Origin of the sequence: Vibrio palustris, from assembly GCF_024346995.1 — a bacterium.
GTDB classification, from domain to species: domain Bacteria; phylum Pseudomonadota; class Gammaproteobacteria; order Enterobacterales; family Vibrionaceae; genus Vibrio; species Vibrio palustris.
This window is the reverse complement of the sequence record NZ_AP024887.1, coordinates 1,135,930-1,155,374: the sequence shown is the minus strand read 5'-3', so window position 1 is coordinate 1,155,374 and position 19,445 is coordinate 1,135,930. Positions and strand designations below refer to the sequence as shown.

Here is a 19,445-nt window from a genome sequence, read left to right as displayed (position 1 = left end):
ACTACCGTAATACACAAAGCCCTGTTACAGTACATTTTCATTGAACTATTGTATTGATAATCGGTTATGCAAACACTTCTCTTACGTTTAGGCTTAACATTATGGTCCAACTCAGCTTGGCAGCCCTTTTTTTATGGGAAAGGTACACCGAGTTCTGAGCGACTCGCTAAATATTCACAAGTGTTCCATACCGTGGAAGGTAATACGACATTCTATGCATCGCCATCCGCCAGCACGGTTAATAATTGGCGTGATGCGACGAGCGATGATTTTCGCTTTACGTTCAAGTTACCTAAGTTCATTACTCACGAGCAACAACTGCGCGGTTGTCAACAAGCCTTGCATGATTTCCTTAAATTAATGACGCCATTACATGAAAAAATCGGTCAATGGACTTTGCAATTACCTGCGCAATTCTCACCCAACGAATTTGAGACCTTACAACGCTTTTGTCGACTTTTTCCTGCGGATCTCCCGTTAGGCATCGAAGTTCGCCACCCAGCTTTTTTTCAAAAAGGCGCTGAAGAAACTGCGTTTAATCAGTGGCTGATAGCCCAAGGCTATGATCGCATCGTTATGGACAGTCGCCCCGTCTTTTCTGTGCCCCCCACTAACGATATTCTCATCGAGGCGCAGCGAAAGAAACCACATGTGCCCGTCCATGCATTAGCCACCGCTTCGCATCCAATGATTCGTTTCATTGGATTACCCTCAGTGGAAGCGAACCTTGCATTTTTTCAGCCATGGTTAAAAAAGTTACCGCAATGGATTGGGGAAGGTAAACAACCATATTTAATGATTCATACTGCCGATAACCACAACGCGCCGCAATTAGCTCAGACCCTGTACCAACAACTGGCGAAGACTGTGGACTTGCCCTCATTAGCCGAATTTCCGGCCGCGGCTGACGCTCAGCAACTCTCGATGTTTTAACCGTCAATATAAGCAATGAGAGACAGTGCACAAGCGAATGATGATGGCAATATCGCTTGAGAATACAATCAATAATGACACCGAGGCGAATTTTGCATAAAATACGCGCCTTTTCGCCACTCGCATGGTGTGAGTTGTCGGCATATCATGCTGTTAAGGGGATTACATGAGCAACAAAGATACCATTTTCTCGGCACCTATCGATAAGATCGGTGATTTTACCTTCGACGAACGCGTCGCTGAAGTCTTCCCGGATATGATCCAACGCTCCGTACCTGGTTACAGCAATATTATTTCCGCTATTGGTATGCTCGCCGAACGTTTTGCTAAACCCAATACTAACGTCTACGATCTCGGCTGTTCTCTCGGCGCAGCAACCTTATCAATGCGCCGTCATATGGAAGGATGTGAAGGCGCGCAGATCATGGCAGTAGATAATTCTCATGCCATGGTTGAACGCTGTAAATTACACCTCAACGCCTATCGCTCTGATGTTCACGTACAAGTCATTGAAGAAGATATTCGTAACGTTGATATTCAGAATGCCTCTGTTGTCGTACTCAACTTTACTTTGCAATTTTTATCCGTAGAAGACAGAGAGCAGTTACTACAAAAAATTTATGACGGCTTGCGGCCTGGCGGCGTCCTCATACTTTCCGAAAAATATGTGTTCGAGAATGACAGCGCTCATGAACTGCTCATTGATTTACATCATGATTTTAAACGTGCGAATGGCTATAGCGAACTGGAAATCTCGCAAAAGCGTAGCGCCATTGAGCATGTCATGAAGCCTGATTCCATTACGACACATCGTGAACGCTTTAAGGCGCTGGGGTTTAGTAGCTACGAAGTTTGGTTCCAGTGCTTCAACTTTGGCTCTATGTTCGCCATCAAATAATTGCCATTGAAAAGTGGGCGTCGCAATACTAGTCCGCGTACCTTACTTTTCAATTTTATTTTGGACTAGTTTTCAGGTAATGGTTTCATGTTTAATTTTGGTAACGTCTATCAACTTCTGGCTCAAGATACCCGTTTGCAAGCGTGGCTCAATGTTTTGCCGCAGCAATTGGATGACTGGCAATCACAATCCCATGGAGATTTAGACCGTTGGTTACGCGCGTTAAAAAAAATCTCTGATGCGACGCCTGATCATATAGATATGAAAGACTCGGTATCCGTGCGTAATGAACAGCCACTGCACGAGGGTGAGCAACAAAAACTCGAAAATATTCTGAAGATCTTACACCCTTGGCGTAAAGGGCCTTACCATGTCCATGGCGTCCATATTGATACCGAATGGCGCTCAGATTGGAAGTGGGAGCGATTATTACCGCATATTAGCGACTTAACCAACCGCACCGTGTTAGATGTCGGGTGTGGCAATGGTTACCATATGTGGCGCATGCTAGGAGCTGGGGCGCGCCAAGTGTATGGAATTGATCCATCGACGTTATTTTTAGTTCAATTTGAAGCTATCCGCAAATTAATGGGCAACAGTCAACAGGCCCAGCTTTTACCGCTCGGTATTGAGCAACTACCAAAACTGGAAGCGTTTGACACGGTATTTAGCATGGGCGTGTTATATCACCGCCGCTCTCCATTAGATCATTTAATTCAATTAAAAGATCAATTAGTGTCAGGTGGTGAACTCATTTTAGAAACATTGGTGATTACAGGGGATGAGAATGATGTTTTAATTCCAGCTGATCGCTATGCGCAAATGCGTAATGTTTACTTTTTTCCATCAGCTAAGGCATTGAAAGTTTGGTTAGAAAAAGTTGGGTTTATCGATGTAAACATTGTTGATGAGAATGATACATCATTGGGTGAGCAACGCTCCACTGAGTGGATGACTCATAATTCATTACCTGATTATATTGACCCAAATAACCCATCACTAACCGTGGAAGGCTACCCTGCACCTCGTCGTGCAATATTAGTGGCTAAAAAGCCATAATTGACACAGCGCTAACCATCCTAACAAGAAATATCGATAATCTATTATTAAGGAAGCTTGTTGGCTTCCTTTTTACGTATTCTTAACGAATATCGCACAATTAGTCTGTTCATCATTTGACTAAATACGATATTATAAAATAACCAAGTCACTCACACTAATATCACGGAATAAGGTCGCAAATGTTTAAGCGAATAGCCCCCATCATCGCGCTAAGTATGTTGTCTGGTTGTACGATGATGCAAGGTGATAATTATCATCAAGCTACGCTCGCCGCCATCCATCGTTCAGAGTCAAACGTCAATGCTCATTTGACGAATGTCGAATTACAGCTGAGCAATCAAATGGATTTCATTGATAGCTTACAACGAGAAATACACGAATTAAAAAACCATGTCACCACTCTCGAACAGACGACCTCTCAAATAGAATCAAATACTACGGATAACGCTGAAGAGCAAAATAATAAATTAGGAAATTTAACCATCCCAGCTCATAAGCCACGTAATAAAATTGTTCTAGGCAGCGTTGAAAATGTCTCGATAGATGCCATTAATCAGTCTTTTAAAGCTCGTGTTGATACCGGTGCCGCGACCTCTTCATTAAACGCCGTCGATGTACAAGAATTCGAACGTAATGGTAAAAACTGGGTTCGTTTTCATTTAGTTAAAGGTGATAACGCGAATAAACGGACACCTTGGGTAGAAGCGCCTATTTTACGTCATGTCCGCATACGTCAAGCTAATTCGGAAAAAGCAGAACGCCGTGCCGTGATCAAATTGTGGGTAAAACTCGGGAATATTCACGAACAAACCCCATTTACACTGGCAGACCGCAAAGAAATGAGCCACGCTATTTTACTCGGACGCGAATTTATTCGTGATATCGCGGTAGTGGATGTGGGTAAAGAATTTATTCAATCTGATAATACTAAAAAATAAAGGCCAATTATGACATCAAAAGTGCCATTTTATATATCGATATTGCTATTGATTATTGCAGGAATCACTTTAAGCATACTTCGGCATCAGCAATATGGTGTGCCATGGACACCAGGAGAAAGTCGCCAAGTTTGGGACCTTGAAGCTCGTGTCGAATTTAATGCAATGGATAAACCCGTTAAGGTATCGCTCGCGGCTCCTGCCACGCAAGATGGCTTTACACTCATCAGTGAAAGCGCGTCGTCTCCAGGTTACGGAGTTTCTTACATTAGCAGTAATTCTGGTCGCCGTGCAGAATGGTCAGTTCGCAATGCGAAGGGTCCACAGACGATTTATTACAAAGCTCAATTTTTGGTTGACCCGAATGCGCAAGCCTCAACAATTCCGCCAACCGGTGAAATAGAAAAGCCAACCTTTAGTGGCCCAGAACAAGCAGCGGCGATTGCACTGATTAATCAAGCGACTCGTTTGTCGTCAGATTCAGTGAGTTTCGCTCGCGAACTGGTGAAAACCTTAAACGATCCAGATAGCCAGAACTCATCGTTGATCCTCAACAACATGTCAAAGTATGAAGCGACGCAGAAATTACTGTCTTACGCTCAGGTTCAAAACAAAGTTGTCGGTGTCATTGAATTAGAAGATGGTCGTCGTCGCCAGTCCATTCAAATGATGAACGAAGTTTGGAATGGTAAAAAATGGGTACTATTTAACCCTGAAACAGGCACACAGCCGTCTCACCCAAATTTGTTAGTCTGGGATGAATCAAACGTTTCACTACTTGATGTGGTCGGTGGTAAAAACAGCGAAGTCTACTTTAGTATGATTTCACAAGATGTGTCGCCAAGCCAAGCAACATCAAGCAAGGTCGATGCTGATGGCCTATTAAACTTGTCTATTCACAGCTTACCGCTTGAAGAGCAAGCAATGTTTAAAACCATCATGCTCATCCCTATTGGTGCGTTAATTGTTGTATTTTTGCGTGTTATTGTCGGTTTAAAAACCTCGGGTACGTTTATGCCGGTGTTGATTGCCGTTGCCTTTGTGCAGACTCAGCTAATGACGGGGATTATAGGGTTCTTATTAATCGTCGGCACCGGTCTGATTATACGAAGTTACCTATCGAAACTGAACTTGCTCCTGGTGTCGCGAATATCAGCGGTGATTATTGCGGTTATTTTGATAATCTCGCTCTTCACGGTTGTTGCCTTTAAACTGGGCTTAACCGAAGGTTTAACCATTACGTTCTTCCCAATGATCATCTTGTCTTGGACTATTGAACGTATGTCAATTCTCTGGGAAGAAGAAGGCGCGAAAGAAGTCGTAATGCAAGGCGGTGGTTCACTATTTACCGCAATCTTGATTTACCTAGCGATGACCAACTCCTACATCCAGCACCTAACCTTTAACTTTATTGGTTTGCAATTGGTTGTTATGGCTATCATCTTACTGCTCGGCACCTATACAGGTTACCGAATTTCAGAGTTACGTCGCTTTAAACCACTAGCTGACGAGGGTTGATATGCTGTTTTCAATATCAGAATACACATCACCATTTAAGCTACGCCGTAAAGGCATTATGGGTATGAACCAACGTAACCATAGTTATATTGGACGTTATAATGACCGTTCGAAATATCCATTGGTGGATGACAAGCTACAAACCAAAATGATTGCACGTAAAGCAGGAGCGACAGTGCCAGAGCTTATCGGCATCGTCACTGACCAAGGTGCAGTACGTGATATTCATAAGATGGTGGAGTCTTGGCCTGGGTTTGTTATCAAACCTGCGCGCGGCAGTGGTGGTAAAGGTATTCTAGTTGTAACATCACACAAAGATGGTACCTACACGAAACCAAGCGGCGCCGTCATTGGTAAAGAAGACGTTGAGCGTCACATCAGCAATACCTTGGCGGGATTGTTTTCCCTAGGAGGGAAAAACGATGTGGCTCTTATTGAGAACTTAATCGAGTTCGACGACTGTTTTGAAGGCTTTAGCTACGAAGGCGTACCTGACGTACGTATCATCGTATTTCAAGGTTATCCTGTCATGGCAATGATGCGCCTATCTACTGCAGCGTCAGACGGAAAAGCGAACTTGCACCAAGGCGCCGTGGGTGTGGGGATTGATTTGGGGACAGGTAAAGCCGTGAAAGCGGTGCAATTCAACCGCCCTATCACTCATCATCCCGATACCGGTAAAGATTTATCGACACTCCAAGTACCGCACTGGCGTAAGCTTTTAACGTTAGCCGCAAGTGCTTGGGATATGACCGGCCTTGGGTACATGGGGACGGATATGGTGCTGGATAAGAAAAAAGGCCCTATGGTATTAGAGCTTAACGCTCGCCCAGGTCTTGCGATTCAGATTGCGAATGGTGCTGGGTTACTACCACGCTTAACGCACTTAGAAGAGCAAGAGAAACCACTCATTCCACCCCGTGGTGATGAACGTGTTGACTATGCAATGAAGCACTTTGCCGTGCAAGAAGAGCATTTTTCTTACCTGAAAGCGGGTGAATAAACTCTGATAGCAATATCGAGTTAATCGCCTTAAAAAGCCCCTTACCATGATGGTAAGGGGCTTTTTTATGTCCTCACTAACGACACTGCGGTTAATTGTCGAGCATAGCAAGGTTACAGCAGCCCTCTAGAATAACAGATATAAAAAAGCGCCTTCTTAGGAAGGCGCTACTATCATTGGCTAAACGGATGATGCGTTTAAGTCAATTGACCACCAAATCGCTATAACGATTCTGCTATTGCTTGCTCTGGCGTTTTCTCTTGCGGCTCTTGACCAAACCCTCGTAGCCCGACAACATGCACATGCTCGTGGTCTTTAAAGACCTTACGCACTAACTTGTATGTGGTGCCCTTCTCTGGGCTAATATTCTCTGGTGCCGCAATCAATAACTGCATATCTAAGCGATGACATAACTCAAACAGAGTGGCGATGGATTTGCCATCTAGACGCGCAGCTTCATCCAAGAACAACAGCCGACATGGCACAATTTCTTTACTGCGCAGACGACGAGATTCTTCCTCCCAGCTTTGTACTACCATCAATAAAATTGATTGGCCGGTACCAATGGCTTCACCGGTTGAAAGAGCGCCAGATTCTGCTTGTAACCATCCATCCGTGCCGCGGTGTACTTCAACACTGAGCTCGAGATAGTTACGATAATCCAATAGTTCATCGCCGAGGATCTGTGGTGAACGTTGCCCTAAATCAATATGTGGGTTAACACGTTGGAATAACTTAGCCATTGATTCAGAGAAGCTGTAACGGTTATTTTCAAATAAATCACGATGCTGATCGTGTTCATCTGCCAAACCAGATAACAACACTTCATGACTTTCACGTACTTTGACGTTCAACCGTACGCCGCTGACTTGACCAAACGAAATATTCGATAACCCTTGGTTAAGCATACGAATACGGTTTTGTTCGCGTTGGATTGTTTTACGGATCAAACTCGCTACCGAATCCGAACTAATCGCTAAACGATGCTCACGTTGCGTCAACTCTTCGGTTAAACGAGCAAGCTCCACTTCCATTTCTTCAATGGCTTCAACCGGATCATCGGTACGAATAATATCCTGACGGATACGCTCTCGTAGATGCTGATAAACGGCGATATAGAACATGACTTTACGTTCTGGATAAGCCGTATCTTCAGATTGACGTAGCGCATCACGTAAGTTCTCGTTGTCTGCAACCGCAAGACGTAGTGCCCCTAAGGATTTATCTGACATAGAACGTAGTTCATTCGCTGATAAATACGCCAACTCCCGTTTATGTAAACGACGTTCGACATCATTATCCCGCGCCAAGCGTAATACTGAACACCAGCCTGCTTTCGCATTTACAACATATAAACGTAATTCACGATATGATTTTTCTAACTTTTTCAAACGCTTGGCCAGCGTTTTCATTTCTAATTCCGATGAAGTGATTAAGCGTTCACATTCACTCTTACGGTTGCGTAAAGCATGTAAGCGTTCTTGTAACTCTTGACGACGATGCAGAGCACGCTCGAGAGCACCTTCGTCAGGTTGCACACCAAGCTCTTGAAGATCTTGCTTAAACTCTTGCACCGTTTCTAATTTCGCTTGGTGAGAACTTTTTAGTGACGCTAGTACCTGATGATATTGATTCAGCTGAGCTTGTGCTTGTTTTAACGCTTCACGGCCTTGAGTACGTTGCTTTTCGGCCTGTGCGAGCTTCACTTTAAGGTTTTCACTTAACTCACTATTTTGATCCAATAACGCCACAGAATCAGAGTACGCAAAGTAATGTCGACGCTCGACCAAATCCGATAACGCAAAAATCTGTTGCTTCAGACTCTGTAATGTACGATCTGCTTGTTGATATTCTTTTTCGAGTGCGTCAAACGTTTGTGGGTCTCCGTCTAATGCACTGACAATCGGCTCAAGCTCTTGAATGGCTGTCTTATGAGCGGCAAGGAACGCTTTCGCCTCATCCAACTGTTTCAACTGACGGTTGATCTCATCAAGACGCTCAGCGACAGTCTCATCGGCTAACAATCCAAACATCGGCGTCACTTTATCCAATATCGTCAACGCTTGTTTACTTAATTGACGCTGCGTGTGTTGCTGCTGCTCTTGATTTTGCAGTTCGCTAAGTTGACGTTGAATAGTATTACGTTGCGCACGAATACTGGTTAGCGTTTGTTCTGGGTCATCATTAAACGCCACATGCATATGCTGGGCAATAAACGTATTAAAACTGTGGTACTGGCGCTGTAGTTTTTGCGAATCAAAGGCAGCTTTTGCATAGTTTTCTACCGTTACTTCGCGCTCTTGGCGTAAACTTTCTAAGCGCTGCTCACGCGCAGCGCGGCCAAATAATGGCAACTCGGGAAAGCGAGAGTAACGCATTTGACGGTGATCAAATTGTACACAAACGGCTTTTTCTAACTCTTCAGCATTAAATGAACTGTCATCGAAAGCATCCACGTCCCCTTCAATCAAATAAAGATCTTCTGGGCAATCATCCAGTTCAACTAAACGCTCTTTAACTGTACTTAAATCAGGCACAACAATCGCATGACGTGCAGGGCCGTACATCGCACTGAAATAAGGCGCATCTTCTAAGGTGATATCATCGTATATCTCAGCAAGCAAGACGCCACCAAGTGTATCCGCTAACCCTTTTAAGCGTGGATCATTCGAGCCACCTGGCGCGGCTAAGTGTGTAATTTCACTATCCAATTGATCGCGCTTGAGGGCTAAGCGATCTTTTTCAGCAGAGGCGGTTTTTTCTTGTTCAAGCACACACTGCATTTGTGCCATGACCGCTTGGCTATCTTCTAACCTGGCTTCACTGGTATGACGTAGTTGCTCCAATGCCTCATTGGCAAGAATCCAAGCAGGAGCCGCTTGCTCTAACTGCGCAATCTGAGCTTTCAATTCATGCTCTTGTTGACGTGCAATACTACGTTCTTCGCGTAAATGCTCATAAGAGGCATCGAGTTGTTCGATCAGCGCCGAATGTCGTTCATATTCAATGCTGAGTGTTTCATCATCATCTAACGTAATTTGCGTTAACTGGTGGTAGTCTGACACCAAGTTGAGTATCTGTTGACGCTGCTCAGCGCGACGCGTTAGATCCCGTTGCTGTGCAACCCACTGATGCTCTTGCGCAGCGGTATATTTTGCATCTCGGGCTTCATTAAGCGCCACTCTGGCATACTCGTTCGCTTGCGCGCGCGGCACATCACCTTTGATGGATGTCAGCAAACTATAGGCACGCTCAAATTGCTCAGCCGCCGCTGAAGACATATCCAAACGATGTTTGACGCTCAATAATGTTTGGGTTTGTTCGTCTTGTTGTTTCTTCAGCTCCGCAACCCGGCTCATTGCGCTATCGACGGTTAATGAATCATCATCAAGTAAGGCGCGTGCTTTGTCGAGTGCATTGACAGCTTGCTGATATTGCAGTGCGCGAGTTTGCTGCATATCGAGCGCCTGCTGATAATCGGCTAGCTGGGTCTTCAAGCTATCCACTTCATCTTCAGAGACAGACGCGTGTTCTTCGGCTAGCACCACACGCTCTTGCGCTTCTTCAACCACCATCATTTGCTCTTCAAGTCGAACTTGTAACTCTTCCAAGTCTTCTTGATAACGCGTAATTTTCTCTTGCTGACGCAGCGCATTTTGTACTAATTGTGCATGATCAGAGGCGGCTTGGTAATCCTGCTCAAGCCCCCCTTCTTGCTCAGCAAACTGGTGTAGTTCGCTTTGCACATTATTCAATACTTGATTGTGCTCAATCAACTGGTTACGAGTTTCAAACAGGTCACGACGCAGTGCTAGTGTCTCATCGATTTTATTACGGCGTTCATTGGCATGACGCATATAATCTGCGGCAACATAATGAGTCGATTCCGTGATCAGGTGTTTAAACAAATCGCGATCGGCTTGCGTCGTTTTAATCGCTTCAAGTGTCATGCGGTTTTCACGCAGCGCTGATTCCATATCTTGGAACGCTTTTTTTACCCCGCCGTTTTGCGGTAACAAGTAATCACGTAAAGACCGGGTAATCGCGCTCGAAATACCCCCGTATAATGACGCTTCAATCAAACGATAAAACTTAGAGCGATCGCTACCGTTGCGTAATTTTTTCGGAATGACACCAAATTCAAACATTTGGCTGTGGTAATCCGTAACGGACGAAAATGTTTTGAAAGACACTTCTTCCCAATCTGCTACCGCGGTTTTTACTTCGTCTAACTGACGTACGCGCGCTTGGTTGGCTGATACAGTCTCTACTAGGACATCGGTCGGTTTTACGTGACTTGGTAACCCTTGAATAACAAACGGTTTGATATCCACTTTCTTATCACGGCCAGCCACTTGCTGCAGTTTAACGCCAAACAACAAACGTTGATGACGAGAGTTCACTACATCCAAAGTGGCATAGCAAGTGCCAGGTTGGAGTTTACCGAATAAGCCCTTATCTCGAGACGATTGTGAGCTGCCGGCTTCCGTGGTATTACGAAAATGCAGTAACGTTTGATCAGGAATTAATGCGGTAATGAATGCGGCCATCGTGGTCGATTTACCAGCGCCGTTACCGCCAGATAGCGTGGTCACCAAATTATCAATATCAAACGTACGCGCGAAAAAGCCATTCCAGTTAATCATGGTCAGCGATTGATATTTACCTCGTTCAATCATGCGTCATCACCCTCTTCGCTCTCAATACTCACCGTATCGTTGTGTAATTTGTCTTGCCCATCCTGTTTGTCTTGGTTATCAAACAAGGTCGGTTGATTTGGTTCTTCATGATAAACCACGGCTTCACCATCACGAATCAGGCGTAACTGGGCGTCACGCATATCATCGCCAACGCGAACATCCGCACCAAAGCGAAAGACGGCTTCTGAAATACGGAATTTATTGGTTTCACCGACCGTAATAATCATACCAAGACGTTTAAGACGACGTAGCGACGTGCGGACTTTATCGAAGAGCTTTTCTTTATCGAGATCAGAGCCTGTCGCACGATTTGTCACCAGCTTCATTAACTTAGCCTCATCGACTAACTGCAATAACTCGTCGTAGAGTTCTTGGTTAGTGAAAATTCCCTCATGAGCAAGCCGCTCTGGACTTAAGTACAGAAAACACAGAACTTTGCCTACTAGCATATCCAGTTCAGATAATACGCTGCGATTAATCAGTGACGTCGAACGTGGACGTAAATAGAAAAAACCTTCCGGCGCTTTAACGAGCTCGGCATTATAACGTTGATAAAACACGGCCAGTTCAGATTCAAAATCACTTAAAAACGCGTGATTATCTAGGTCTTCACTCGCGATGTGGCGGCCCGCGCGCAATAAACTATCCAAAGCCGGAAACAGTGGATTAGCGATGGCTTTTGCCAGATTTACTGACATGTATTCATTAATATCGGTCGATGACATTTGCTTGTACCTTTGCACCAAATTCGTTGATCGCTTTCCAATCTGGTTGAATCGCTTGATAGTCAGACTCTGAATAACCCAGACGGACCGCTTGGTCGACAACAATACGGGCGAGATCAAAATGATGTGTATGGGGGTGCGTTGCGAGATAATCTTGCAGCACCGAACCTAAATCAATAGGACGATTATGTTGTTTAAACGCAGCCAGCATTTCGCCTACCCGTTCAGCCAGTTCGTCATGCACGTGTTGAAACTCTTCGTACTCAACGTCTTGTGGGACGAAGCCGGTCACTTCGTCGTCGCGTAATACTAGAGCTTCATCTCGTAAGTCGCGCAGGCGTTCTGCATCGGCATAAGTGAGATACCATGGCTGATCGAAGTAGTCAGTCAACGACTGACGCAAACGCTGACTGAAAGCACGGTTTTGATCCATATCGATCGCGGTACGAATAAACTTATGAACATGGCGGTCATAACCAATCCATAAATCAATCGCTTGTTGACCCCAGCTGACAATACGGTCGAGTTTCATTTGTAAGCCAAAAAGAATCTCTGCAATAAAATCGAGTGCTTCGTTACCATAGGTGATTTCTTGAATATCGAGAATTTGCGTTTGTAGTTCATCCCCTGCTGCTTGCAGAGTGTCTTGTAACTCACGTAATGTCGTCGACGTTTCTGTTAATAACTGTTCACAGCTGGTGATCGCTTCACGCCAGTTTTGGTTAAGCAACTGCGCAATTTGTTCTTTGACTAAATGCTGTTGCTCATCCATAACTCGTTGGTTAAGATCAATCTGATCAAAAATTTCTCCCACCGAGTACTTCAACACACCATACACATTTTTACGCCATTCTTGTGGCTCTGTGCTCTGTTGCGCGGCTTCAACCGCTTTGCTCATTTCACTGGCCACCATCGAGAGTTGAATCGATAGTTTGAGTTTTGAGAACTGGCGATGACGAACATAATAGTCGGCAATACCAATGGCCAAAGGTGATAAGCGATAGATACTCACCCCATCGTTCACTTCACTGGTAAAACGACGAATCAGACGCTGACTAACCATTTCGTTAATGGCATTGTTCGCTCGAAAAGCCGACGCTTCGCCGGTGTCAGAAAATTCTTTCGTTACTATTTTAAATGTATCTTGCAGCTCACCTTCCCCTAACTCCTCGTCAAAGCGTTCACTACTTAATACTGATATTGCAATCAGAAAAGCCAAGCGCTCTGGTGTTAAGTTCAAGGAAAAGTCATGCTGTTTGACCCAACCCACTAACTCTTCAATGGATTGTGTCGCATTATTATGAGTTAACTCACTCATGCTTCATCCTGTTATTATTGCTTCTGCGCCCATACATGTATGTATCGGCCTAATGAGAGGTAGGGCTCTTGTCGGCAAAATTTTTGTTCTAACGCCAAGACGTCCTTTTGCTCAAAATCTCCCATATGAGTCACATTACCAATGTAATCACTAAAACAGCGAATGCCACTTTTACCACAGATGTTAAAGCCTGCTTTTTCTATCCACGTATAAACATCATTGGGAAGCAAGCCTTGTTGAGGTTGTAGCTTAAAGCGCTTTTTGTGTGGCATTCCGTTCAAAATATGTGGCAAGTTACCGCAAACGGTATTTTTCATCACCAAACCGTGATAGTTATAGAACATGATTGACGCCATGCCACCTGGTTTTACTTGCGCCAATACGGTCTCTAAAGCGGCTTTTGGATCCACTAACCATTCCATCACAGCGTGAAATAACACCATATCGACAGACTGGTCTAAATGATCGCCAATCTCCTGGACTGGAGCATGCACTAAACGATAATGGTCTTGTAATCCGGCATGCTCAATCGACTGTTTGGCCAAGCTCAACATATTGGCAGACAGATCACACAGTGTCACTTTGTGACCCAAGTGGGCAAGTTTTTGAGATAACTGTGCTAATCCGCCACCAGCATCTAAGATATTTAAAGGCTTGTCATTAGAAGTAAAATGCGTTAACAATTGCACTATATCTTCCCAAACAATGACTTGACGTATTTCACCTTTGTCAGAACCATAGATATTTTTTGCGAATTTGTGGGCAATATCGTCGAAATTGCGATCTCTAGTCACGGCTGCTTGCGTTATGATAACTAATCGTGCTGTTATTCTGTCATAGGAATGGCAGGAATAAAGAGGCTTTTATCCTTTTTTAACGCCAAGTGCTGCTTTTTCGGGCTATTTATATATGTTTGAGCTGAAAAAAATTATTTCGTCCCTATTTATGCCGCTTCCAGCGTTGCTGATCATCGGATTTTTAGGTTTATCATTGATTATGTTTACCGCGAAACGTAAGAGTGGCTGTGTGATTGTCCTCTTTTCTTTGCTCGGTATTTTTTTGGTGTCTTTTCAACCCGTATCGTCACGCTTGTTAATGCCTTTGGAACGTCAATATAAAGGTTTTTTACCCGTTGATGAGAGTATTGATTACATCATGGTGCTAGGCAGCGGGCATGTCGTCGATGACCAACTACCGCCGACATCAGAATTAAGCCGAACGGCATTGATGCGTTTAACCGAAGGCATTCGTATTTTCCGCATGTATCCTGGTTCCAAATTGATCTTGTCTGGGTATTCTGGTGGGAGTGAGTTCAGCCATGCCAGAATGTTGGCACAAGTTGCACTTGGATTGGGTGTGCCTAAATCCGATATCATTTTACTGGAAACCGCCAAAGATACATGGGAAGAAGCTCGCCAAGCCGCGGCTTTTGTCCAACAAAAGAAAATGGTGTTAGTCACATCGGCATCGCACATGCACCGGGCATTGCAAGAGTTCCACGCCGCAGGACTTCAACCACTGCCAGCTCCAACCAATTACTTAGCACAAAAGAATATTCGTCAGCCATGGGAAAAATACGCCCCCAAAGCACGATATTTAGAGCAAAGTGAGCGTTTTTGGTATGAAACCATGGGGAGTGTATGGCATGATTTTCGGGATTGGCTGCTCAACACCACACCAGAACCGTTACCGGCAGCATCGCCAGAAACATCCACCGCCGAAGATATGCCCGATCCAATAACCAAGCCTCAACGTTAATGGACACGTTAACGCGCCACGCCCCATCGATAAGTGACTTTTCTATGGGGCGTGAGTTTATCAGGACTCTGTTCACAGCCTGCTAACAACCATGATAGCAAGGAATGAGGGAATGAATAACTGACCCTTAGGTGCCAGCAAACATATATCCCTCACCATGTATGGTCACAATGATTTGTGGGGTTTTCGGATCACATTCCATTTTCGAACGTAACCGCCGTATTAATACATCAATCGTTCGGTCATTTGGCGTATCAACACGATGGCTAATCATGTTTAAAATGGCCTCTCTAGTGAGAACTTGATGGGGATTCGATGCTAACGCGACTAACAACTCATATTCCGCCTTAGTTAACTTGATCGGTTCACCATGCTGGCTTAACGAGCGACGTTGAATATCAAAAAACCAATCACCAAATTGGATTTGTTGGCAATCGACATGCTGAGTTAAAGGAGCATGCTCACGTGAACGAGACACTCTCCACATTAAATTTTTCACTCGAACCAAAAGTTCTCTCAGCTCAAATGGCTTAGCAATATAATCATCTGCGCCCATTTCTAAGCCAATAATTTTGTCAATGTTATCTTCTCGACCGTTTAATAGAATGATCCCCATATCGGATCGACTGCGTAGCTCTCTTGTAATCATTAAGCTATCACCAGATAATAATTGTGCATCCAATAAAACCACATCAAAATCTTGTCGATCTAGGTGTTCACGCATTTCTATACCGGTCTCAGCCGACAGCACGTCGTATCCTTCCTGTTGGAAGTAATCGACCAAAATAAGCCGCGTCTCTTGCTCACTTTCTACAACTAATAACGGATAATTCATAAGCGCTACTGATTTCCGGTTCTATACACACTGATTTCATTCTATTCATAGTCCGTAATAATTCTAGCGTTACGCTTTAAAACCTTATCCTTTATTGATTCAAAACAATCTAATCCTCGGTTTTCATCCAATAGCGACCATAAAGACGCCAAACCGAGGAGGGTTGCGTGGCAACTCACTACGGCCAAGAGTCGCTTCTTTTTATCCGCTTAACCCACTAACGAAAAGATCGTGGACATGGAGTACATATAACAAATATGAATTTTTCATTGCGGCGCTGCAGAGAGCAGTCTAGAATCACAGCTAGTTTGAAAATAAAAATTATCCAATCAAGCCGCTCTTAGTTAGCGGTTTTTTTAATACATATCGGCTTATTTAAAAGCACCCACTGTTGGCTGAGTTCAGTATCTGACCCTTCCTAGCCAGCAGCAGTAATAGGACAAAACCAATGGCGACAATCAAAGATGTAGCCCGCCTCGCTGGCGTCTCGACGACAACCGTATCTCATGTAATTAATAAAACACGCTTTGTGGCTGAAACGACCCAAGAGCGTGTGTTAGGCGCTGTAAAACAACTGAACTACGCACCGAGTGCCGTTGCAAGAAGTTTGAAATGCAATACCACCCGTACTATTGGTATGTTAGTGACCCAATCTACCAACCAATTCTTTTCTGAAGTCATTGATGGAGTGGAAAGCTACTGTTACCGCCAAGGCTATACGCTCATTTTGTGTAACACTGGTGGCATCTATGAAAAGCAGCGTGATTATGTACGTATGCTCGCGGAAAAACGCGTCGATGGTATGTTAGTGATGTGTTCTGACATGACGCCCGAACTCATGGAAATGCTCGACGCCCACTCAGATATCCCTAAAGTGATCATGGACTGGGGATTAGAAGATTCTCAAGCCGATAACATTTTGGACAATTCAGAAGAAGGTGGTTACATTGCAACTAAACACCTCATCGACAATGGCCATACCGACATTGCGTGTTTGAGTGGACAATTTTCGAAAGTGGCTTGCCAAGAACGTATCCGTGGCTTTCGCCGCGCAATGCAAGAAGCCAAATTAACGGTCAACGAAGATTGGATTTTAGAAGGCAACTTTGAATGTGACACTGCCGTCCTTGCCGCAGATAAGTTGTTAGCGATGGATGAGCTACCAACCGCAGTATTTTGCTTCAATGATACTATGGCACTGGGCTTAATGAGCCGCTTACAACAAAAAGGCTGCAGTGTGCCTGATGATATCTCAATTGTAGGCTATGATAATATTGAGCTCTCAGAGTATTTCTCTCCCCCGCTGACGACAATCCATCAGCCTAAACGTCGTGTCGGGAAAAACGCGTTTGAAATTCTTCTAGAGCGAATCAAAAACAAACAGCATGATCGTCGTACATTTGAAATGCACCCAGAATTGATCACCCGTGACACTGTAAAGAAATTGTAAATTGATATTCATTAACATTAGTGTCATTATGGATGTTGGTACATATAATAGATAGCAATTTACACAAAGACTTTCGCGTAGAATTATTAGGGAACTTGATGAACAATTCTGGTTCCCTTGCTGTAAGTTCTTAATAATTATATTAAACCCAGATGTCACGCACAGGGCAAACCAATCGAAAGGTTGGGACGCAAAGCCTCCGGCCTTAGCTTGATGACAGTATCTGTCATCTAAAAGGTAGCGGGGTTACCGATGAAATATGTACAATGCAAGTTTACGTTACACTGACAAAACATATGCATTGTATTGCTATACTCTCGGACCTGATTTTGGTGGCGTATCTCAATTACACCGAGACTAAAGGCATGGATAAACCTATATTAAAAAACTCAATGCGTCTGTTTGAATCTCTAGGACGCGTAAAATCTCGCTCAATGTTCGGCGGATTTGGTATTTTTGTTGATGACACAATGTTTGCATTGGTCGTTCAAGATAAATTACACATCCGCGCAGACGATCATTGCGCAGAGATTTATCGATCGAAAGGCTTGGAACCCTATATTTATAAAAAACGTGGTTTCCCAGTTATCACTAAATATTTTGCTCTTCCTGAAGATTATTGGGACAATCCCAATGATATTTTGCAAGAAGCTAAGCAAGCATTGCTTGTGGCGAAGAAAGAGCGTGAATCTCAAGCGAAGGCAAAACCAACGCGGCTTAAAGATTTACCTAACTTACGATTAGCAACCGAGCGTATGCTGCGTAAAGCGGGGATCGAGTCCGTTGAAATGCTCCATGAAAAAGGCGCATTAGAAGCTTACAAAGCCATTCAAGATACCCATACGACCACCGTCAGTATTGAATTGCTGTGGGCTCTAGAAGGCGCAATCGAAGGCCAACATTGGTCTGTGATACCGCAAAATCGCCGTGATGAACTCATGCAACGCTTGTAATTTATTTAGTTTAAAAAGCACTCTATTGAGTGCTTTTTTATTGCCTGTCACTTTTTAAATCCCCCTCACCTATTATACTGAAACAGCAAGTAATAGGAGTTCATAATGAAGATCTACATCACCCATAATCCCGCCGAAGCTCATATCGTCTGTGGACTACTACAATCAGAGAATATTGCTTGTGAAGTCAGAGGTGAACAGTGGTTTGGACTGCGTGGTGAAATACCAATGGATGAGCACTCTATGCCATACATTTGGCTCTTCCATACTTTTCAGGCTGACGATGCCAGCGCGATCATTGCAACATTTCAGAGCGCTTCAACAGAGACTGTCTTTCCGAGCTGGATTTGTCATCAATGCCAAGAAACCAATGAAGGGCACTTTGCCGTTTGTTGGCAATGTGGCAGCGCCCTGGTGGAAAATGCTTAGCTTGTGACACGCGACTCACGCACACGGGTAATATGCTGATGGATAAATTCAATCGAGTGATGATTGAACCTTTGCGGGCTCTCAATATTACATACGTGACCACAATCACTGAGCTCAACAAGCTCACTCATTGGCTGTTGCTGAGCCCATCGTTTTACGGGTTCTAAAAATAAATAGTCTTTGTCGCCCATAAGGTAAAGCGTTGGAATCCTCGGCATACACGAGCGGTATGTGGTCATCATTGGATTGACATACCGGGTTAAGTGGAACCAGCGTTTAAATTCACTTTGGCACAACTTTTTTGCTTCTCGAATAAATAACCAGCGCGATTCACGCTGTCTTGCCGTCGGCATCACGATATACGCAAATAAACGATAAAGCAGCATGTAAGGGACTAGGTTTTTAAACCAGTCACCTAGGCTAATTAAACATCGTGTACGGCAATCAAACGATAATATTGCCCCGCCCAGCACCATGCTTTTGATACGGTGCGGATGATACTGGGCCATTGTGTGTCCGATCAAAGTACCCAAAGACATCGCGACAATATGTGCTTGGGTGATATTCAGTCGGTCCATCACGTCGATCACATCTCCCGACACGCCACGAAACGTGTAAGACTCCCCTGCTTGACCACTGGTCGTCTCTGCTGAGCGGCCATGACCACGTAAATCAACTAATAACACATTAAAGTATTGGCGATACGCTTTAAGCTGTTTAAACCATATCGATGAACTGCCACCTGCACCATGAATGAAAACCACCCACTCACTGCTTGCTTGATGATGATATGCTTTGTGAAATAGTAGAGAGTTCGGCATGAGTATCCAACAATGACAAAAGACCGAGAATCATAGCATAGACAATGCTATAACGAGATAAACGTCGTCATTAATAAACAGAAGTGTCTGCAGAAAAGAGGTGC

16 protein-coding genes and 1 riboswitch are annotated in these 19,445 nt (G+C 44.2%); of the genes, 10 read left to right on the top strand and 6 right to left on the bottom strand.

Features of this window, described 5'->3' with window-relative positions:
- Window positions 1-66 precede the first annotated feature (66 nt).
- The 6 genes from OCU30_RS05580 to OCU30_RS05555 all read left to right on the top strand — a co-directional run bounded on the left by OCU30_RS05580 (window position 67) and on the right by OCU30_RS05555 (window position 6,352).
- On the top strand, window positions 67-933 hold the full coding sequence (locus tag OCU30_RS05580) for a DUF72 domain-containing protein (protein WP_077313214.1): 867 nt from the start codon (window positions 67-69) through the stop codon (window positions 931-933).
- Window positions 934-1,099: 166 nt separating this feature from the next.
- Window positions 1,100-1,831, top strand: coding sequence for a carboxy-S-adenosyl-L-methionine synthase CmoA (gene cmoA / locus OCU30_RS05575; protein WP_077313216.1), 732 nt, complete (start codon window positions 1,100-1,102; stop codon window positions 1,829-1,831).
- A gap of 87 nt (window positions 1,832-1,918) precedes the next feature.
- On the top strand, window positions 1,919-2,890 hold the full coding sequence (gene cmoB, locus OCU30_RS05570; protein WP_077313219.1) for a tRNA 5-methoxyuridine(34)/uridine 5-oxyacetic acid(34) synthase CmoB: 972 nt from the start codon (window positions 1,919-1,921) through the stop codon (window positions 2,888-2,890).
- A 182-nt stretch (window positions 2,891-3,072) separates the two neighbouring features.
- Window positions 3,073-3,831: an ATP-dependent zinc protease family protein gene (locus OCU30_RS05565; RefSeq protein ID WP_077313221.1), complete on the top strand. Its 759-nt coding sequence runs from the start codon at window positions 3,073-3,075 to the stop codon at window positions 3,829-3,831.
- A gap of 9 nt (window positions 3,832-3,840) precedes the next feature.
- Window positions 3,841-5,349 (top strand): inactive transglutaminase family protein, encoded by a 1,509-nt coding sequence (locus tag OCU30_RS05560; RefSeq protein WP_077313223.1) that lies wholly within the window; start codon window positions 3,841-3,843, stop codon window positions 5,347-5,349.
- A 1-nt stretch (window position 5,350) separates the two neighbouring features.
- Window positions 5,351-6,352, top strand: coding sequence for an alpha-L-glutamate ligase-like protein (locus OCU30_RS05555; protein WP_077313225.1), 1,002 nt, complete (start codon window positions 5,351-5,353; stop codon window positions 6,350-6,352).
- A gap of 221 nt (window positions 6,353-6,573) precedes the next feature.
- Here the strand turns inward: OCU30_RS05555 and mukB are convergent, their stop codons facing one another.
- The 4 genes from mukB to cmoM are packed head-to-tail and all read right to left on the bottom strand — an operon-like array spanning window position 6,574 to window position 13,889.
- Window positions 6,574-11,031, bottom strand: coding sequence for a chromosome partition protein MukB (mukB, locus tag OCU30_RS05550; protein WP_077313227.1), 4,458 nt, complete (start codon window positions 11,029-11,031; stop codon window positions 6,574-6,576).
- Window positions 11,028-11,777 (bottom strand): chromosome partition protein MukE, encoded by a 750-nt coding sequence (gene mukE / locus OCU30_RS05545; RefSeq protein ID WP_077313229.1) that lies wholly within the window; start codon window positions 11,775-11,777, stop codon window positions 11,028-11,030. The genes mukB and mukE overlap by 4 nt, the downstream gene beginning before the upstream one ends.
- Complete coding sequence (gene mukF / locus OCU30_RS05540) at window positions 11,758-13,095, bottom strand: chromosome partition protein MukF (RefSeq protein WP_077313231.1); 1,338 nt, start codon at window positions 13,093-13,095, stop codon at window positions 11,758-11,760. The genes mukE and mukF overlap by 20 nt, the downstream gene beginning before the upstream one ends.
- A gap of 14 nt (window positions 13,096-13,109) precedes the next feature.
- Window positions 13,110-13,889, bottom strand: a complete 780-nt coding sequence (gene cmoM, locus OCU30_RS05535) for a tRNA uridine 5-oxyacetic acid(34) methyltransferase CmoM (protein WP_077313233.1) — start codon at window positions 13,887-13,889, stop codon at window positions 13,110-13,112.
- Between the two features lie 115 nt (window positions 13,890-14,004).
- On the opposite strand from cmoM, the gene elyC reads away from it, so the two are divergent.
- The gene (elyC, locus tag OCU30_RS05530; protein ID WP_077313235.1) at window positions 14,005-14,853 is read left to right on the top strand and encodes an envelope biogenesis factor ElyC; all 849 of its coding nucleotides are present in this window, start codon (window positions 14,005-14,007) and stop codon (window positions 14,851-14,853) included.
- Between the two features lie 127 nt (window positions 14,854-14,980).
- On the opposite strand, the gene torR is transcribed toward elyC, so the two are convergent.
- A complete protein-coding gene (gene torR, locus OCU30_RS05525) occupies window positions 14,981-15,688 on the bottom strand; it encodes a two-component system response regulator TorR (RefSeq protein ID WP_077313237.1) in 708 nt (235 codons plus the stop codon).
- Window positions 15,689-16,136: 448 nt separating this feature from the next.
- Here torR and purR point away from each other — a divergent pair, with 448 nt between their 5' ends.
- The 3 genes from purR to OCU30_RS05510 all read left to right on the top strand — a co-directional run bounded on the left by purR (window position 16,137) and on the right by OCU30_RS05510 (window position 18,520).
- Window positions 16,137-17,138 (top strand): HTH-type transcriptional repressor PurR, encoded by a 1,002-nt coding sequence (gene purR, locus OCU30_RS05520; RefSeq protein WP_077313239.1) that lies wholly within the window; start codon window positions 16,137-16,139, stop codon window positions 17,136-17,138.
- 155 nt (window positions 17,139-17,293) lie between these two features.
- Window positions 17,294-17,392: riboswitch (cyclic di-GMP riboswitch) on the top strand.
- Between the two features lie 111 nt (window positions 17,393-17,503).
- Window positions 17,504-18,091: a TfoX/Sxy family DNA transformation protein gene (locus OCU30_RS05515; RefSeq protein WP_077313698.1), complete on the top strand. Its 588-nt coding sequence runs from the start codon at window positions 17,504-17,506 to the stop codon at window positions 18,089-18,091.
- A gap of 105 nt (window positions 18,092-18,196) precedes the next feature.
- Window positions 18,197-18,520, top strand: a complete 324-nt coding sequence (locus OCU30_RS05510) for a putative signal transducing protein (RefSeq protein ID WP_077313241.1) — start codon at window positions 18,197-18,199, stop codon at window positions 18,518-18,520.
- Here OCU30_RS05510 and OCU30_RS05505 read toward each other — a convergent pair.
- Window positions 18,517-19,341: an alpha/beta fold hydrolase gene (locus OCU30_RS05505; protein ID WP_077313244.1), complete on the bottom strand. Its 825-nt coding sequence runs from the start codon at window positions 19,339-19,341 to the stop codon at window positions 18,517-18,519. The two genes, OCU30_RS05510 and OCU30_RS05505, sit on opposite strands and share 4 nt — an antisense overlap.
- Between the last annotated feature and the right edge of the window lie 104 nt (window positions 19,342-19,445).

What these genes read in the sequence shown, in the direction of transcription:
- OCU30_RS05580 (WP_077313214.1), top strand. Translation starts at nt 67, where the DNA reads ATGCAAACACTTCTCTTACGTTTAGGCTTAACATTATGGTCCAACTCA.
- cmoA (WP_077313216.1), top strand. Translation starts at nt 1,100, where the DNA reads ATGAGCAACAAAGATACCATTTTCTCGGCACCTATCGATAAGATCGGT.
- cmoB (WP_077313219.1), top strand. Translation starts at nt 1,919, where the DNA reads ATGTTTAATTTTGGTAACGTCTATCAACTTCTGGCTCAAGATACCCGT.
- OCU30_RS05565 (WP_077313221.1), top strand. Translation starts at nt 3,073, where the DNA reads ATGTTTAAGCGAATAGCCCCCATCATCGCGCTAAGTATGTTGTCTGGT.
- OCU30_RS05560 (WP_077313223.1), top strand. Translation starts at nt 3,841, where the DNA reads ATGACATCAAAAGTGCCATTTTATATATCGATATTGCTATTGATTATT.
- OCU30_RS05555 (WP_077313225.1), top strand. Translation starts at nt 5,351, where the DNA reads ATGCTGTTTTCAATATCAGAATACACATCACCATTTAAGCTACGCCGT.
- mukB (WP_077313227.1), bottom strand. Translation starts at nt 11,031, where the DNA reads ATGATTGAACGAGGTAAATATCAATCGCTGACCATGATTAACTGGAAT.
- mukE (WP_077313229.1), bottom strand. Translation starts at nt 11,777, where the DNA reads ATGTCATCGACCGATATTAATGAATACATGTCAGTAAATCTGGCAAAA.
- mukF (WP_077313231.1), bottom strand. Translation starts at nt 13,095, where the DNA reads ATGAGTGAGTTAACTCATAATAATGCGACACAATCCATTGAAGAGTTA.
- elyC (WP_077313235.1), top strand. Translation starts at nt 14,005, where the DNA reads ATGTTTGAGCTGAAAAAAATTATTTCGTCCCTATTTATGCCGCTTCCA.
- torR (WP_077313237.1), bottom strand. Translation starts at nt 15,688, where the DNA reads ATGAATTATCCGTTATTAGTTGTAGAAAGTGAGCAAGAGACGCGGCTT.
- purR (WP_077313239.1), top strand. Translation starts at nt 16,137, where the DNA reads ATGGCGACAATCAAAGATGTAGCCCGCCTCGCTGGCGTCTCGACGACA.
- OCU30_RS05515 (WP_077313698.1), top strand. Translation starts at nt 17,504, where the DNA reads ATGGATAAACCTATATTAAAAAACTCAATGCGTCTGTTTGAATCTCTA.
- OCU30_RS05510 (WP_077313241.1), top strand. Translation starts at nt 18,197, where the DNA reads ATGAAGATCTACATCACCCATAATCCCGCCGAAGCTCATATCGTCTGT.
- OCU30_RS05505 (WP_077313244.1), bottom strand. Translation starts at nt 19,341, where the DNA reads ATGCCGAACTCTCTACTATTTCACAAAGCATATCATCATCAAGCAAGC.